Below are 14,504 nucleotides of genomic sequence, written 5' to 3' on the forward strand. Positions count from 1 at the left end.
GGCGAAGGCGTCCTTATAAACGCCTTCGCCGGCAAGCCGGGCTCCTACAAATCAAATGCCGGTTGCCAGGGCAACCGGCGGTGGGTGTCAGACCGCCACGCCACGGATGATCGAAACGGTGCAGTGATAGATGTGCGATTTGGCCGCCAGGCACCAGTTCACATCGTTGTTGTTGAACGGGCGGTAGGCCGGTTCTTCACTGTCGTTACGGGTGCAGGCGCACTGGGCGCAGCTTTGCTTACCGCAGCAGTCGTTGTACGAAATGATGTAGTCCTTGCCGTCGGCCGGGTTGCGGCAGGTGCCGATCCAGGTCACTTTCGAGGCTTCGGTGCCCGGTGGGCAGGACGTCACCGACCCGCCGCAGCAACTGCACAGAAAACCGTCGATGGAACAGTAGCGCCAGTAGTCGCAACTGTTCGGATCACCCGGGTCACCGGCCTTCGGGTCAGTGGCGGCCAGCGCCTTGCTGGTGCGATCCAGGGGCAGCAGCAGCGGCAGGGCGGCACCGGCCACCATCAGCGAGCCCATGCGCGACAGCAGTTTGCGGCGCGAAGTAGTGTCGGCAACACGGCGCGTCGAGCGCTCGAACAACAGATCCAGCAGTTTCATGAAGGTCTCCCTGCCTTATCAGTGGCTATGGCCGTGGCTGTGGTCATGGTCGTGGGGCTGCGCGTTGAGGTATTGCTGCAGCGTGGCGTGCTTCAAGTGCTCAACTTCGAACAGGCTGTCCAGGTGTTCGCGGGAGTTGACCAGGCCTTTGGCGCGCAGGGTGCCGGACTTGTCGATCAGGGCGGCGTAGGGCAGCTTGCCGATCTGGTAGGTCATGCCCACTTCCGGGCCGACCACGTAGGTGGCGTCTTCGAGCTTGTGTTCGCGGATCAGCGCTTGCTGGGCATCCATGTCGCCATCGCTGACGAACACCACGTCGAGCGTACCGGCCTGTTCTTTGGCGATGGATTTGATCGCCGGCAGCAAGGACTTGCAGATCGGGCAGGTCGGCGAGAGGAAAAACAGCAGTTGCGATTTTTCGCCAGCATAGCCGAAGTTCACCGGGCGGCCCTTGCGGTCGGCGGCGGTGATTTGCGGTGCGGCTTCGTTGACGGCCACGCCTTTGTCGACCATCAGCGCGCCGGCCGGCGCCAGGCGACCGTGCAGCACGCCAATCTGACGGACCAGGCCCATGACGACAAACGCCACGGCCACCAGCAGCACCCAGAGCAGAACATTGGAAACTATCAAGCCTTCCATTTCGATTACCTACCAATCAATTTGAGCAGAAGAGGGGAGTTCGCCAGCAGGCCATCGGCCGCGGCGTAGATAAGCAGCGCGACAGCGGCGGCGGCCACGGTGACGAAGCCATCGAACACAGTCATGTCACGCACCACCGGCGCCACGCTGGCCAGCAGCGCCAGCGCCACCAGCACACTGTTGCGCAGCAGCAGCACCGGGCGCAGCGGTTGTGCCTGGTCTGGACCGGCACAGCCGCAGTCGATGTCGCGACGACCGCGCCACAGGTTGATGCCGATGGCGGCGGCGTACAGCGCCAGCAGGCTGGCCGCGCTCAACGCCGCCCAGCCCCGGCTGACCGGGACCAGCAACGCGAAAGCGATGGCCAGTTCCAGCAGCGGGATAAGCCTGGCGCTCGGGCGAACCAGTGCGGTAGGCAGCAGTTGATAATCCGCCAGCTGTTTGGCGAAGCGCCCCGGGGCGCGCACCTTGTGGGTCGCGGCACTGGCCAGCAGCGCCGAAATGGCGAGGGCGCAGGCATTAATGAAGATCGGATCTGATTGCATGGGCCGAATCTCGTTTAGTAGCTCATGACCTGGGTCGCGGTTTTGGCGACCTTGGCCATGCTGCCGGTGTGCTGGTTGGTCTTGAGGTCGAAGATCTGCAAGCCACCTTCAACGTCGGTGCCCAGCAACAGCGGCTTGTCGTCGCCGGTTGCCTGCATGCTCCACACCGGTGCCGGGGCTTGCAGGGTGGCGACTTTCTTCATGGTCTTGAGATCGAAGGCCCAGATGAAGGTGCTCGGGTCTTCCCACTTCATCGGTTCATGAGCGTCATGCATCAGCACGTACAGGCGGTTGAGCTTCGGCGCGACGGCCATCAGCTGCCAGCCGCCCGGTGCCCAGCCGGCTTTCTTTTCTTCGTCGGTGGTCAGCGACCAGCTCGGCAGGATTTTCGGCGTGTCGCCGGAGAAATCCACGGCGCGCACGGTGCCGGTGGTGGTGGTGAAGTAGTAGGTGTCGCCGACGTTGACCGCGCGCTCCACCAGTTTTTCTGCGTTCGGATCGAAGAACGGCGTGCGGTTGCGCGCGGTTTCCTGGCCCTGGTCGTTGAGGGTCACCACCTGCAGGCTGCCGTCGCCGCACAGCGAGGCGAAACGACGTTTGCCCACCGGGTAATTGAGCACGCAGCCAGGGATCGAGATTTCGCTGGCGACGGCCTTGGTCTGGGTGTCGACCACGGTTACCGAGGTCGAGGGGGTGAAGTTGTAGACGTAGACGAAACGATCGTCGCCGCTGGTCTTCAGGGCGTAGCGCTGGGTCAGCGACTCGGCGCGCTTGTTCGGGATCAGCACTTCCCAGGCCGGCGACAGGGTCGAGCTGTCCCAGGCGGTCAGGACGTCGGTGCGGGTGCCGCGGGTGCCGCGCGAATACCAGATGTCGGCGCTGTAGAGCAGCTTGCCGTCGTGGCTCAGGGCCGAAGGCGCGGCGAAACCGGTCGGCACCATGCCCAGCACACGTTTCTGATCCGGGTCGACCACGGTGACACGGCCGGCGACGAAGCTTTCGAACTCGACATCGACGACAAACGCGCGGTGCGGTTCAGCGGGGAAGGCCAGGGTGGTCTGGCCGATGCCGGTGTCGGCCGGCAGGTCCGCACGGGCACTGTTCAAACCGAGTACAAGCAGGCTCAGGCCTAGCGCTGACTGTACGGAGATCCTGTTTGTTCGCATAAGGGGAACTTCCTGAATTGTTGGTAACGCGGATCGCGGGTGAGTGGGCAGATTCTGACCATCGAATAGTGCCTCGCCCGGCAATCCCAGGAATTGCCCTGCCTGCCAAGTGTTTGTGTATCTGTGCCAGTGTCATGTTGCAGGAGCGAGCTTGCTCGCGATGGACGTCAACGATAACGCGCGCTGCCTGAATGACCGGATCGTCCTGACGTTTTTCGCGAGCAAGCTCGCTCCTACAGGGGGGCGGGGGTGGCCAGGGGAAGGGAAAAGCTGAATACGGCACCGCAAGGCTCCAGGTTTTGCGCCCAGATATCGCCCCGGTGACGGCCGATGATGTTCTTGCACAGCGCCAGGCCGATGCCGTTGCCGCTGACCTTGGACGAGAAGAAACCGTCGAACAGCTTCTCTTGCGCTTGGGCCTGGATGCCGCGGCCGCTGTCCTCGATGCTCACCAGCGCCATGCCGTTGTCGGCGCGGGCATGGATGCGCAGCAAACGGCGTTCGACGGGGAGGTCGGCCATTTCTTCGATCGCATTGAACGCCAGGTTGAGGATCACCTGGCCGATCAACACCTTCTCGCAGCTCACCCGCAGCGGCTCGGGAGAGGTGATGACGTCCACGCGCACCAGGCTCGGGTCGGCCCGCAGGCTGATGAAGTAGCGGGTTTCGCGCAGCAACTCGTTGAGGTCGATCAGCTCTTCGCTCTGCTCCAGTTTCACTACGTAATCGCGCACGCTCTTGATGATCACCGAGGCGTGCTCGATCTGCCGCACGGCATTCTGCAGACCCCAGGCGACGCCCTGATCTGCATCGGCGGCGTTGCCCAGGCGAATCACCGCGCCCTCGATGAAATTGCGGGTGGCGGCCAGCGGTTGGCTCAGTTCATGGGCGATGGCCACGGCCATTTCGCCCATGGCGTTGTAGCGCGCCAGGTATTCGAGTTTCTGCTCGCTGACCCGCCGCGCTTCTTCCGCCTGCACCTGTTCGGTGACGTCGTGGAACAACAGCAGGTGCCCGACCAGATCGTCCTCAATCTCGATGTAGCGGCAGGTTGCGTCATGCCAGCGCCACTCGCCGTCGCGCCGCTGCACTTTGTAGTGAACGCTGAACGGCGCGTGCTCCGGTGTTTCGTTGGCGAGCTGTTGCAACAGGCGCTGGCGTGAAGCGTCGTCGCACCAGCCGAGAAAATTCTTGCCCATCAGCTGACGCACTTCGCTAGCGAGCAAATGCGCGCCGGAATCGCTGATGAAGCGGATATCACCCTCGGGGCCCAGCACCGCCACGCCTTCGGCCAAATCCTGCATGAAAGCCTTGAGCCGACTTTCGAAACGCTTGAGGTCACGCTTGACCCTGTCCTCCTTGGAGATGTCGCGAAACTGCACCATCAGCACATCGCGACCGTCCAGGTGCACCAGGGTCGCCACCGCCTCGGAAAGAATCTCGACGCCTTGCTTGGAGCGATAGCACCACTCGATGGCGCGCTGGCCGGTGCGCGCGGCGCCTTCCAGCCAGCGCAGCCCCACCGAGCGCCGGTACTTCGGTGCGTCGCGGGTCATGTCCGGGGCCTTGAGCGGCGTCAGTTCCTCCAGGGTAAAACCCAGCGCCGCCAAGGCGGCAGCATTGGCCCAGAGAATTTCCTTGGTCTGCGCATCGTGAAGAATGATGCACAGCGGCATGGCTTCGACCAGCGCATAAAAATCGTTTGGTTTTGGCAAGTACATCGCACGGCCCTTGGCGGCAGAGATTTGCAGTATGGCGTTTTATACCTGCTCGCACAGCGGGATGCGCTCAGAGGTTACCGGTGTGGCTCTAGGGGTTTTCTTTAGTCGGGGGGCTGCACGCACCAATAGTTGCGCCGGCATGCGGTTTTTACACTGGACCGCAATGCAAGGGTGACTACCACCCATTACCTGTAGGAGCGAGCTTGCTCGCGAAAGGCGTCAACGATGACGCGGGCCGCCTGATTGCTCGCGGTGTCTGGTCGGCCATCGCGAGCAAGCTCGCTCCTACACAATAAGAAAATCGGAGAAAGCCCATGCTGCGTTCAGCGGTCGTGCAACAAGACGCATCGATCGGCGTTGACGAGAATGTCGTCGACAGCCCGGCCTTTGCGCAGGTACTGGAAGAAGTACGCCAACGCCGCAACGATTTCGACGCCGGCTCCCACGTGCCACGGGACATGATCGAGCGCTTCAAGCAGGTGGGCATCTACCGCGCCGCCACGCCGAAATGCTACGGCGGCGACGCCCTGGCCCCGGCAAAGTTTCTGCAAATGATCGAGCGCATCTCCGAAGCCGACGGCTCTGCTGGCTGGGTCGCGAGCTTCGGCAGCGCCGGCGTCTATCTTGCCGCATTGCCAGCAGAAACCCTGGCTGAACTCTATTCGCAAAGCCCTGACCTGGTCTTTGCCGGCGCCCTGTTTCCGCTGCAACCGGCCGAGGTGGTAGAGGGTGGCTACCAGGTCAACGGCACCTGGAAGTTTGCCAGCGGCTGCAAAGGCGCCGACCTGCTGGGTGTGGGCATCGGTGCCGCAGGCGGCAAGCCGCGCACAGCGGTATTGCGTCCGGACCAGGTAGAGATCGTCGAGAACTGGGACGTGGTTGGCCTTAAAGGCACCGGCAGCCACGACCTGCGCGTCACCGACAAGCGCGTCGACGAGCGCTGGACCTTTATCCGGGGTGGGGCTGCAACCATCGATGAGCCGTTGTTCCGGTACCCGTCGATTGCCTACGCCGCGCAAGTGCTGGCAGTGGTCAACCTCGGCCTGGCCCGTGCTGCACTGGATGAAATCAGCCGCATGGCCGGCGGTTCGGGTATCACCGGCGCGCCGAAATTAGCCGACCGCGCTTACGTGCGCATCGAAATCGCCAAGGCTGAAGCCAAGCTCAGTGCTGCGCGCGGTTTCTTCTACAACGCCACCGAACAGGTATGGAACTCGATCCTCGCGGGCAACCCGGTCACGCCGGAGCAGACCAGCCTGCTGCGCCTGTCCGCCATCCACGTGTCGCAGGCCGGTGCCGCCGTGGTGCAGAGCGCCTACAGCCTGGCCGGTACCACTGCCATTTACCTGCGCCATCCGCTGCAGCGTTACATGCGCGACTCGATGGTGGTGACCCAGCACGCCTTCCTCAGCGAAGGGCTGTACGACGGCGCCGGCTCGGTGTTCCTCGGCGTACCGCCGTTCCCGGGCTACATCTGAATTCTCTATTTCAAAAGGATCGACACTCATGACACAGACCACTCAAGAACCGTTGCGCGTCGTCTTCTGCATCGGCATCACCCAGAACTTTTTCGACCTGCCCACCGGCGAAGGCCTGAGCGTATGGAAAGGCTTCAGCCAGATGATGGGTGACCTCGGCGCCATGCCCGGCATCACCGTGCTCGGCGCCATGGATGACGACCGCCTGATGGTCGGCCCGTCGACCAACTCGCCCTGGACCGTGTACATCATGGCCGACGTCGACTGCCACCAGTCGGTGATCGACGCCTGCAACCTGTTCCGCACCACGCCGGTCGGCCAATACAGCCTGTGGCGCTACGCGAAGATCGAAGCGCGCATCGGTCGTCCGCTGACCATCCCTGATGCGGCCAGGGTGTAAGCCATGAACGAGGCCTTGCTGCAGCGTCTTCAGACACTCGAAGGGGAAAGCGCAGTGCGCCGCTTGATGGCGCGCTACATGGACCTGTGCGATGTGCCGCGGGCGGTGGTTGAAGTCAGTGAGTTGGCCCGGTTGTTCACCGTCGATGCGATCTGGGAAGGCGTAGGCAGTTCCGCTGCGCAGACGTTTGGCCAACATCGTGGACGTGAAGCGGTGGCCGCCTTTGTCGGTGGTTACCTGCCGCCTTCGGACCACTTCCGGTTGAACCTGCATTACCTCACCAGCGAATCGATCCTGGTCGACGGCAGCGCGGCGCAAGGGCAGTGGATCATGCAGCAGATCTCCACCTACGCCGATGGCCGCAACGAGCTGTTCGGCACCCGTCTGAACATTGATTTCCGCTGTGTCGACGGCACCTGGCTGATCGCGCATTTCCGTACGCAACGGCTGTTCAACACGGAGCTCAATGCATGAGTACGTTCATCAGCGAATTCCTCCTCGGTGGCAACGGCAAGCGCGTGGCCATCAAGGACTCCATCGACATCGCCGGCCATCCGACCCGCTCGGGCAGCCGTGCCTTTGCCGATGCACCCGCAGCAACTAAAAACGCCGAAGTGGTGGACGCGATCCTCAACGCCGGCTGGCAGATCGTCGGCAAGACCAACCTGCACGAACTGGCCTTTGGCGTCACCGGCATCAACGACTGGACGGGCACGCCGATCAATCCGCAAGCGCCGGATCGTGTTCCTGGCGGCTCGTCCAGCGGTTCCGCTTCGGCGGTCGCGGCCGGGTTGGCGGATATCGCCATCGGCACCGACACCGGTGGTTCGGTGCGGGTGCCGGCGGCCTGCTGCGGCATCGCCGGGCTCAAGCCGACTTACGGTCGGGTCAGTCGTGTTGGCGCACATCCGCTGGAATCCAGCCTCGATTGCGTCGGGCCGTTCGCCAAAACCATGGACGATCTGATCGCCGCCATGCAGGTGATTTGTCCGGGTTTCGCCGTGCAAGGTTTGCCCGGTGACGGTGCCAGGGTCGGCTTCCTCGACGTGGCCTGCGACGCGCATCTGCAAGCCAGCCTCGGTGCTGCCGCCGACCGCGCGGGCTGGCGTCGCAGCCACCTGCAATTGAGCGAATTCGAAGCTGCCTTCGCCGCCGGCCTGACCGTGATCAATTTCGAAAACTGGGCAGCGTTCGGCCACCTGACCGGCAAGGGCCTGATTGGCTCCGATGTAGAAACACGCTTGCTGGTGGCCAGCCGCACTACGCGTGACGAGCTGGCCCAGGCCGAAGCCGTGCGCACAGCGTTCACCCAACAAGTGGACGCGGTGCTGGAAGACTTTGCCGTATTGCTGCTGCCGACGATGCCAAGCCTGCCACCCACGCTGAGTGAAGCGCGTAGCGCCAGCAAGGCCGTCGCCGGCATGACGCCGCTGGTGCGCCCCTTCAACCTCAGCGGCCACCCAGCGCTGAGCGTGCCGGTGGAACTCGATTGCGGCGGGCTCAAAGTCGGCCTGCAGATCGTCGGTCGCAAAGGTCAGGACGAACTGGTCTGCGCCTTCGGTGCGCAGCTGCAAGCCTCTACTAATCAATCATAAAAAGAAGCCATGAGGAGAACCGCATGAGCACTCATGAATACCGGCTGATCGCAACGTCGAAAAGCCCCGAAGACCTGGTCCAGCATGACCGCGTCGACGTCTCGCTGTACAACGACCCGGCGCTGTTCGAAGCCGAGCTCGAGAAGATTTTCTACCGCACCTGGGTGTGGGTTGCCCACGAAAGCGAAGTGCGCAACAGCGGCGACTTCAAGACCGCCACCATCGGCCGTCGCCCGGTGATCGTCGTTCGCGACAAGAAGAACAACATCAACGTGCTGGAAAACCGTTGCCGCCACCGTGGCGCCACCGTGTGCGAGAAGCACAAGGGCAACGCCACCGGTTTCACCTGCCCGTACCACAGCTGGTCCTATGGCCTGGACGGCAAGCTGCGCGCGTTGCCGTATCCGGATGGCTACGAAGGCATCCTGGAGAAATCCGAACTGCCGCTGACCAGCCTGCGCGTGGAAAGCTACGCCGGCATGGTCTTCGCCAGCTACAACGACGAGATCGAGCCGCTGGAAGACTTCCTCGGCGGCGCCAGACACTGGATGGATCTGTTCATGAAACAGGGCGCCGGTTACCCGATCAAGACCCAGGGCGAACACAAGTTCAGCTTCAAGGGCAACTGGAAGATCCAGCTGGAAAACACCACCGACGGTTACCACTTCCCGATCGTGCACAAGTCGTTCATGTCGTCGGTGGATGAAGAAACCTCGGAAATGCTCTCGTTCATGACCGATGAACAAGCCGTGACCCATTCGCTGGGCAACGGCCACAGCGTGATGGTGATGGTGCCGGAGCACGTCGATCTGGATCACGATGACGGCACCGAGCAGTTGCAGGAACGCTTCGCCCACGTCACTGAAGAACTGTCGAAAACCATGCCGGCGGATCAAGTACGCCGCATCGTACGCTCGCTGCACGGCGCCGGTTTCAACCTGAACCTGTTCCCCAACATCGCCATGTCGATGTCGTTCTTCCGCGTCTTGCGTCCGGTGTCGGTCACCGAAACCGAGATCCGTCACGTCGCCCTCGGCATGGACGGCGGCCCGGAAATCGCCAACCGCGAACGCATGCGCATTCACGAACACTTCCAGGGCCCGTTCGGTTTCGGCAGCCCCGACGATGCTGAAGCCTGGGACCGCGTACAGCGCGGCTCGTACGCCGGCGTCGACGCGCCAATCCTGGTCAACCGCGGCCTGAACCGCGAAATCACCGCTGAAAACGGCGACAAGGTCAGCCACGCCACCGACGAGGGCGGCATGCGCGGTGCCTACGACATGTGGAAAAGGATGATGAGCCAATGAGTAATCAAGACACGCTGAACGGCTTTTCCGGCCCGCTGGCCCAGGCCATCGAATTCATCTGGCGCGAAGCCGAACTGCTCGACCACAAGAATTACGCCGAGTGGGCGACCCTGTGGAGCGAGAGCGGCAAGTACATCGTGCCGATCGACCCGGACACCGAGGATTTCGAAGCGACGCTGAACTACGCCTACGACGACGCACGCATGCGTGACCTGCGCATCGAACGCCTGACCGCCGGCTACTCGCCGTCGGCGGTGGACGCGGCGAAAACCATCCGCACCGTCTCGCGCTTCCGCCTGGTGGAAGCGGCTGGCGACATCGTCGAAGTCAATTCGGCGCAGTTGCTGTACGCCTACAAGCGCGGGGTGCACACGCCGTTCGTGGCCGACCTGAACCACCGCATCCGCTTCACCGATGGCGTGCCGACCCTGGAGCGCAAAGTGGTTCGGCTGATCAACTCTACCGACAGCCTGAGCGCGCTCGGCTTCCTTCTGTGAGGGCAACATCATGAGTCGAGTAGCCCTCGTAACGGGTGCCTCGCGCGGACTGGGCGAGTGCATCGCCCGCCGTCTGCACGCCGCCGGTTATCGCGTCGGACTGGCGGATGTGCGCCTCGATGGCGTGCAGGCGTTGGCCGCCGAGCTGGACGGCAGCGGCGCCACGGCCGTCGCCATCGAGCTGGATGTACGCAGCAAGGCCGACTTCCAGCGCGCCCGCGACCTGCTCGCTGCGCACTGGGGCGGCACTGACATTCTGGTGAACAACGCCGGCGTGTCGAAAGTCGCGGCGCTGATGGACATCACGCCCGAAGAGTTCGACGAGTCGATGGCGATCAACCTGCGCGGCACCTTTGTCGCCTGCCAGGTGTTCGGCGCCCACTTCGCCGAGCGTGGTTTTGGCCGCATCGTCAACATCGCCTCCCTGGCCGGGCAGAACGGCGGCACCGCCACCGGCGCCCATTACGCGGCGGCCAAGGGCGGCGTGGCGACGCTGACCAAAGTCTTCGCCCGTGAACTGGCGCCACAAGGCGTGACGGTCAACAGCATCTCGCCAGGTCCGCTGGACTTGCCGGTGGTGCGTGAAACCGTGGCCCCGGAGCGTCTGGAACAGATCCTGAAAATGATCCCGGTCGGCACCCTCGGCGACCCGGCGTTCATCGCCGACAGCGTGCTGTTGCTGATCGCCGACAACGCAACGTCCGTAACCGGCGCGTGCCTGGACGTCAACGGCGGCCTGTTCATGCGCTGATGTCCAACCCGGAAAATAACCCTTGTAGGAGCCGGCTTGCCGGCGAAGGCGTCAACATAGGCGATGCAAGACTGAAGGCCGCCATCGCTGGCAAGCCAGCTCCTACAGGGGGGCTGTGTTTAACAAGAAAATAAATAGTCAGGTGATGCAATGATGAAGGTGAAGATCGAAAGGATCGTCGACGAAGCGCTGGATATCCGTTCCTTTCGCCTCGTGCGCAGTGACGGCCAGCCGCTCGACACCTATGAACCGGGTGCCCACGTCGACCTCACCGGGCCGACCGGCGTGACCCGCCAGTACTCGCTGTGCAGCCCGCCAGAGGATCGCCGTGCCTACCTGGTGGCGGTGAAAAAAGAAGCGCAGTCGCGCGGTGGCTCCCTCGCGCTGCACGAGCAGGTGGAAGAGGGCATGGAGCTGGAAATGGGCGCGCCACGCAACCTGTTCCGTCTCGATGAAAGTGCCCGCGAACACGTGTTGTTCGCCGCCGGTATCGGCGTGACGCCACTGCTGAGCATGGCTTATCGACTGGCGCAGAGCGGCCAGCCGTACCGCCTGCATTACTTCGCCCGTTCGGCGCAATACGCGGCGTTTACCCAGCTGTTGGCGACGAATTTTGCCGATCATGTGGAATTCCACTACGGCGTGGAACCGGCGGATCTGGACGGCGCATTGAGCGCCTGCCTTGAACGCGCCAATCCTGCGGCCCACGTCTACACCTGCGGCCCGGCACCGTTCATGAACAAAGTGGTGGAAGTGGCCGCGCGCACCCGTTCCGACGACGCCATTCACCTGGAACACTTCGCCGCCGACCCTGCCGCCAACAGCGCTCCGGCCGGTGGTTTCGAAGTGGAGCTGGCCAGTTCCGGCGTGGTGCTGCACGTGCCGGCCGACAGCAGCCTGGTCGACGTGCTGCAGGCCCACGGTTGCGACATCGACACCGAATGCCGCGAAGGCATCTGCGGCACCTGCATCGTCGAGGTGCTGGACGGCGTGCCGGAGCACCGCGACAACTGCCTTTCGAACAAGGAAAAGGCCTCCAACAAGCAGATATGCGCCTGCGTTTCCCGGGCACTTTCCGCTCGTCTGGTATTGGACATTTGAGGTAAAGGACGCTGGAATACGTCGAGAAATAACAACAAAAAACCTGAGGCTTTGCGGACATGACTACAGCATCGACGGTGCGCAATGAGGCGTTCGAAAGTTGGTTGAGCCAGGTGAACCAGGCCTGCGGGCGTTTCGACGCCCGGGCGCTGGACACCGACTTCTATGGCCAATTGACGGAATTTCGCAGCGGCGCGATCAGCCTCAGTGTGGTCGACATGGCGCACGTGCATCTGTATCGCACCAGCAAGGACGTCAGCACCAGCAGCGACGGCCATTACTACGCGGTGTTCCAGCTGCGCGGCAGTTCGCACCTGGAGCAGGGCGACAACCGCGCGCAACTGGGCTGTGGCGACATCGCCCTGATCGACGCCAGCCGCCCGAGCGACATGATCTACAATGACGATTGCCGACAGCTGTCGCTGATTCTGCCGCGTCAGGTGGTGGAGCGTGGTTCGCACTTCAACGCGGTCAACTGCGCCACGCGCATCGGCGCCAACAGCCCCCTGGCGGCGATGGCCAACAAGCTGGTGCTGGAGACTCGCCAGCAGGAAGGCCTGGACATGCAGGAAAGCGAAGCGGTGCTCGACGCCCTGGCCAGCCTGTTGCTGCCGGGGATCAGCGCCCGTGAAAGCGCTGCCGATTCCCATGAGCGGCAGTTCCGCAAGATCATCGCCTTCATCGACGCGCACCTGAGCGACGAAGAACTGTGCCCGGAACTGATCGCCCGTGAAGTGGGCATTTCCGTGCGCGGCCTGTACCGGATGTTCTCCAAGCGCGGCCTGGTGGTGGCGCAATACATCAAGCACCGACGCCTGGACTTCTGCGCGGAAAACCTGCGCCGCAGCGATGTCGAGCAGAAGCTGTCGGCGCTGTGTTATGCCTGGGGGTTCTCGGATTCGAGCTACTTCTCGTCGGCCTTCAAATCGCGCTTTGGCGTGTCGCCGGGTGCCTATCGCAAGCGCTACAGCCAGCACTGACACCGCGTTATCGTTCATCGCCAGCAGGCTGGCTCCCACAGTGGACCTGACCTGTGGGAGCCAGCCTGCTGGCGATGGCGGTGTGATGACCGCCGCAGATCCCTCAGTGCCGCACCGGCTCATCCACCGGCAAATGCAGCACTTCGCGCACCAGCATGGCAATGCTGCTCACACCCATCTTTTCCTTGATCTTGGTGCGGTGCACATCAACGGTCTTCACGCTGATATTGAGCTCCCGAGCAATCACCTTGCTGGCCTTGCCATCGATCACCAGCATCAACACTTCACGCTCGCGGCTGGTCAGCAGCGCCAGCTTGCCCTGCAGGTTCTGCCGCTGTTGCTGGTCGGCCTGGGCGTGCACGGCGGTCTTGAGCGCCGCCTGGATGCGGTCGATCATCTGCTGCGGGTTGTAGGGCTTCTCGACGAAGTCCAGGGCGCCGTTCTTCATCGCCGTGACCGACATCGGAATGTCGCCATGGGCCGAGACGAAAATGGTCGGCAAGGTGCTGCCGCGCTGGTTGAGGATCTCCTGCAACTGGAAACCGCTGGTTTCCGGCATGCGCACATCCAGCACCAGGCAAGCGGGCTGCTGGGGGTCGTACTGGCTGAGGAACTCATCGGCGCCAGCGAAGCACTGCGCCTGCACGCTGACCGACTCCAGCAGCCAGGCCAGCGAGGTGCGCAGGTCCTTGTCATCGTCAACGATGTAAACAATCGGTTTGCGGGTTTGCATCAGGGCTGCCACGAAAATTCTAATTATTGTTTTCGCACGCGAACGCGCGGCACGCATCGGCTGTGTGTTTTCCAGCCTGTAAGCAGAATACCCACTGTCGGCGGCCCTTGCGATAAAGAAACCACCTAGTCGACTAGCGGAAACCCAACCTCGCCATGGGGATCGTCAGAATGGTTGCAGCGCGCGCGCAGCCTTAGTCTTGTTCCATCACCTACGGGCCGCTTCAAAGCGGTCCTCCTGAAGGAAGGGGCATCGACATGGCCGACCTGAGCCAGCAGCAAATCGACTTTCGCAACGCCATGGCGCAGCTGCCTGCTGCGGTGAACATCATCACCACCAATGGCCCGGGCGGCCGCTGCGGCATAACCGCCAGCGCCGTGTGCTCGGTCACCGACTCGCCGCCCACGGTGCTGGTGTGCGTCAACCGCAACAGCGCCACCCACGACGTGTTCCGCACCAACGGTCGCCTGTGCGTCAACGTGCTGTGTGGCGAACAGGAAGAGCTGGCCCGTCACTTCGCCGGCATGACCCAGGTGCCCATGGCTGAACGTTTTGCCTGGGACCTGTGGGACGACGGCGCCGCCGAAGTGCCGGTGCTGCGCGATGCCCTGGTGCAACTGCAGGGGCGGATCAGCGAGTGCAAGGAAGTGGGTTCGCACTCGGTGATGTTCGTGGAGCTGGATAATGTCGGCGTGCGGGAGCCGCGCGATAGCCTGGTGTACTTCAACCGCTTGTTCCATCGCCTGGAACATGCCGGAGCGCATTGCTGAATTGCATTTGTAGGAGCAGCCTGCGGCAGCTCCTCAGAACGCCTCCTTGACTTTCTGCCCGGCGACGCTGGCGCCGGACTTGCCCGGCAGCGGGTGCAGGTGCACGCGCAACGCATGTTTTTGCGCCAGGCTGTAGAAGTCGTGGGCGAAGTCATCGAGGTCGGCGGCCGTCAGTTTCTGGCCATTGCCCATTCTTTACTCCTGTGAACCTT

Annotated in this window: 16 protein-coding genes and 1 pseudogene; 10 read left to right on the plus strand and 7 right to left on the minus strand. The window is 62.9% G+C overall.

From position 1 onward, the window contains the following. Positions 1-87 precede the first annotated feature (87 nt). The 5 genes from SOP95_RS23355 to SOP95_RS23375 form a co-directional block, all read right to left on the minus strand. Positions 88-609, minus strand: a complete 522-nt coding sequence (locus tag SOP95_RS23355) for a methylamine dehydrogenase light chain (RefSeq protein ID WP_323608473.1) — start codon at positions 607-609, stop codon at positions 88-90. A gap of 18 nt (positions 610-627) precedes the next feature. Next, positions 628-1,248, minus strand: a complete 621-nt coding sequence (mauD, locus tag SOP95_RS23360; RefSeq protein ID WP_075949195.1) for a methylamine dehydrogenase accessory protein MauD — start codon at positions 1,246-1,248, stop codon at positions 628-630. Between the two features lie 5 nt (positions 1,249-1,253). Next, entirely contained in the window at positions 1,254-1,793 is a 540-nt protein-coding gene (locus tag SOP95_RS23365) for a MauE/DoxX family redox-associated membrane protein (RefSeq protein ID WP_323608474.1), read from the minus strand. Positions 1,794-1,807: 14 nt separating this feature from the next. Then, positions 1,808-2,959 carry an amine dehydrogenase large subunit gene (locus tag SOP95_RS23370; RefSeq protein ID WP_323608475.1) on the minus strand — a complete coding sequence of 384 codons (1,152 nt, stop codon included), beginning with the start codon at positions 2,957-2,959 and terminating at the stop codon, positions 1,808-1,810. A 233-nt stretch (positions 2,960-3,192) separates the two neighbouring features. Next, positions 3,193-4,680, minus strand: a complete 1,488-nt coding sequence (locus tag SOP95_RS23375) for a sensor histidine kinase (RefSeq protein ID WP_323608476.1) — start codon at positions 4,678-4,680, stop codon at positions 3,193-3,195. Between the two features lie 314 nt (positions 4,681-4,994). On the opposite strand from SOP95_RS23375, the gene SOP95_RS23380 reads away from it, so the two are divergent. The 9 genes from SOP95_RS23380 (at position 4,995) to feaR (ending at position 12,789) form a co-directional block, all read left to right on the plus strand. Further along, entirely contained in the window at positions 4,995-6,158 is a 1,164-nt protein-coding gene (locus SOP95_RS23380) for an acyl-CoA dehydrogenase family protein (protein WP_323608478.1), read from the plus strand. Between the two features lie 28 nt (positions 6,159-6,186). After that, on the plus strand, positions 6,187-6,558 hold the full coding sequence (locus SOP95_RS23385; protein WP_323608479.1) for a hypothetical protein: 372 nt from the start codon (positions 6,187-6,189) through the stop codon (positions 6,556-6,558). Between the two features lie 3 nt (positions 6,559-6,561). Further along, entirely contained in the window at positions 6,562-7,032 is a 471-nt protein-coding gene (locus SOP95_RS23390; protein ID WP_323608480.1) for a nuclear transport factor 2 family protein, read from the plus strand. Beyond that, positions 7,029-8,153, plus strand: coding sequence for an amidase (locus SOP95_RS23395; RefSeq protein ID WP_323608481.1), 1,125 nt, complete (start codon positions 7,029-7,031; stop codon positions 8,151-8,153). Before SOP95_RS23390 ends, SOP95_RS23395 begins: the two co-directional genes overlap by 4 nt. Before the next feature lie 23 nt (positions 8,154-8,176). Continuing rightward, the gene (locus SOP95_RS23400) at positions 8,177-9,460 is read left to right on the plus strand and encodes an aromatic ring-hydroxylating oxygenase subunit alpha (RefSeq protein WP_274076158.1); all 1,284 of its coding nucleotides are present in this window, start codon (positions 8,177-8,179) and stop codon (positions 9,458-9,460) included. Beyond that, positions 9,457-9,957, plus strand: a complete 501-nt coding sequence (locus tag SOP95_RS23405) for an aromatic-ring-hydroxylating dioxygenase subunit beta (RefSeq protein WP_323608482.1) — start codon at positions 9,457-9,459, stop codon at positions 9,955-9,957. The genes SOP95_RS23400 and SOP95_RS23405 overlap by 4 nt, the downstream gene beginning before the upstream one ends. Positions 9,958-9,967: 10 nt before the next feature. After that, positions 9,968-10,708 (plus strand): SDR family NAD(P)-dependent oxidoreductase, encoded by a 741-nt coding sequence (locus tag SOP95_RS23410; protein WP_323608483.1) that lies wholly within the window; start codon positions 9,968-9,970, stop codon positions 10,706-10,708. A gap of 150 nt (positions 10,709-10,858) precedes the next feature. Next, the gene (locus SOP95_RS23415) at positions 10,859-11,809 is read left to right on the plus strand and encodes a PDR/VanB family oxidoreductase (RefSeq protein ID WP_323608484.1); all 951 of its coding nucleotides are present in this window, start codon (positions 10,859-10,861) and stop codon (positions 11,807-11,809) included. 59 nt (positions 11,810-11,868) lie between these two features. Further along, positions 11,869-12,789 carry a transcriptional regulator FeaR gene (feaR, locus tag SOP95_RS23420; protein ID WP_323608485.1) on the plus strand — a complete coding sequence of 307 codons (921 nt, stop codon included), beginning with the start codon at positions 11,869-11,871 and terminating at the stop codon, positions 12,787-12,789. Positions 12,790-12,892: 103 nt separating this feature from the next. Here the strand turns inward: feaR and SOP95_RS23425 are convergent, their stop codons facing one another. Beyond that, on the minus strand, positions 12,893-13,522 hold the full coding sequence (locus SOP95_RS23425; protein ID WP_323608486.1) for a response regulator transcription factor: 630 nt from the start codon (positions 13,520-13,522) through the stop codon (positions 12,893-12,895). 257 nt (positions 13,523-13,779) lie between these two features. On the opposite strand from SOP95_RS23425, the gene hpaC reads away from it, so the two are divergent. Beyond that, on the plus strand, positions 13,780-14,292 hold the full coding sequence (gene hpaC, locus SOP95_RS23430) for a 4-hydroxyphenylacetate 3-monooxygenase, reductase component (protein WP_274076164.1): 513 nt from the start codon (positions 13,780-13,782) through the stop codon (positions 14,290-14,292). Positions 14,293-14,325: 33 nt separating this feature from the next. On the opposite strand, the pseudogene SOP95_RS23435 reads toward hpaC, so the two are convergent. After that, a pseudogene (locus SOP95_RS23435) lies at positions 14,326-14,469 on the minus strand (MotA/TolQ/ExbB proton channel family protein); the annotation flags it as partial. Positions 14,470-14,504: the final 35 nt, after the last annotated feature.

The sequence above is a fragment of the Pseudomonas sp. YuFO8 genome, from assembly GCF_035065025.1.
Classification (GTDB): Bacteria; Pseudomonadota; Gammaproteobacteria; order Pseudomonadales; family Pseudomonadaceae; genus Aquipseudomonas; species Aquipseudomonas putida_AE.

Coding starts and splice junctions, on each gene's coding strand:
- SOP95_RS23355 (WP_323608473.1), bottom strand. CDS start 609: ATGAAACTGCTGGATCTGTTGTTCGAGCGCTCGACGCGCCGTGTTGCC.
- mauD (WP_075949195.1), bottom strand. CDS start 1,248: ATGGAAGGCTTGATAGTTTCCAATGTTCTGCTCTGGGTGCTGCTGGTG.
- SOP95_RS23365 (WP_323608474.1), bottom strand. CDS start 1,793: ATGCAATCAGATCCGATCTTCATTAATGCCTGCGCCCTCGCCATTTCG.
- SOP95_RS23370 (WP_323608475.1), bottom strand. CDS start 2,959: ATGCGAACAAACAGGATCTCCGTACAGTCAGCGCTAGGCCTGAGCCTG.
- SOP95_RS23375 (WP_323608476.1), bottom strand. CDS start 4,680: ATGTACTTGCCAAAACCAAACGATTTTTATGCGCTGGTCGAAGCCATG.
- SOP95_RS23380 (WP_323608478.1), top strand. CDS start 4,995: ATGCTGCGTTCAGCGGTCGTGCAACAAGACGCATCGATCGGCGTTGAC.
- SOP95_RS23385 (WP_323608479.1), top strand. CDS start 6,187: ATGACACAGACCACTCAAGAACCGTTGCGCGTCGTCTTCTGCATCGGC.
- SOP95_RS23390 (WP_323608480.1), top strand. CDS start 6,562: ATGAACGAGGCCTTGCTGCAGCGTCTTCAGACACTCGAAGGGGAAAGC.
- SOP95_RS23395 (WP_323608481.1), top strand. CDS start 7,029: ATGAGTACGTTCATCAGCGAATTCCTCCTCGGTGGCAACGGCAAGCGC.
- SOP95_RS23400 (WP_274076158.1), top strand. CDS start 8,177: ATGAGCACTCATGAATACCGGCTGATCGCAACGTCGAAAAGCCCCGAA.
- SOP95_RS23405 (WP_323608482.1), top strand. CDS start 9,457: ATGAGTAATCAAGACACGCTGAACGGCTTTTCCGGCCCGCTGGCCCAG.
- SOP95_RS23410 (WP_323608483.1), top strand. CDS start 9,968: ATGAGTCGAGTAGCCCTCGTAACGGGTGCCTCGCGCGGACTGGGCGAG.
- SOP95_RS23415 (WP_323608484.1), top strand. CDS start 10,859: ATGATGAAGGTGAAGATCGAAAGGATCGTCGACGAAGCGCTGGATATC.
- feaR (WP_323608485.1), top strand. CDS start 11,869: ATGACTACAGCATCGACGGTGCGCAATGAGGCGTTCGAAAGTTGGTTG.
- SOP95_RS23425 (WP_323608486.1), bottom strand. CDS start 13,522: ATGCAAACCCGCAAACCGATTGTTTACATCGTTGACGATGACAAGGAC.
- hpaC (WP_274076164.1), top strand. CDS start 13,780: ATGGCCGACCTGAGCCAGCAGCAAATCGACTTTCGCAACGCCATGGCG.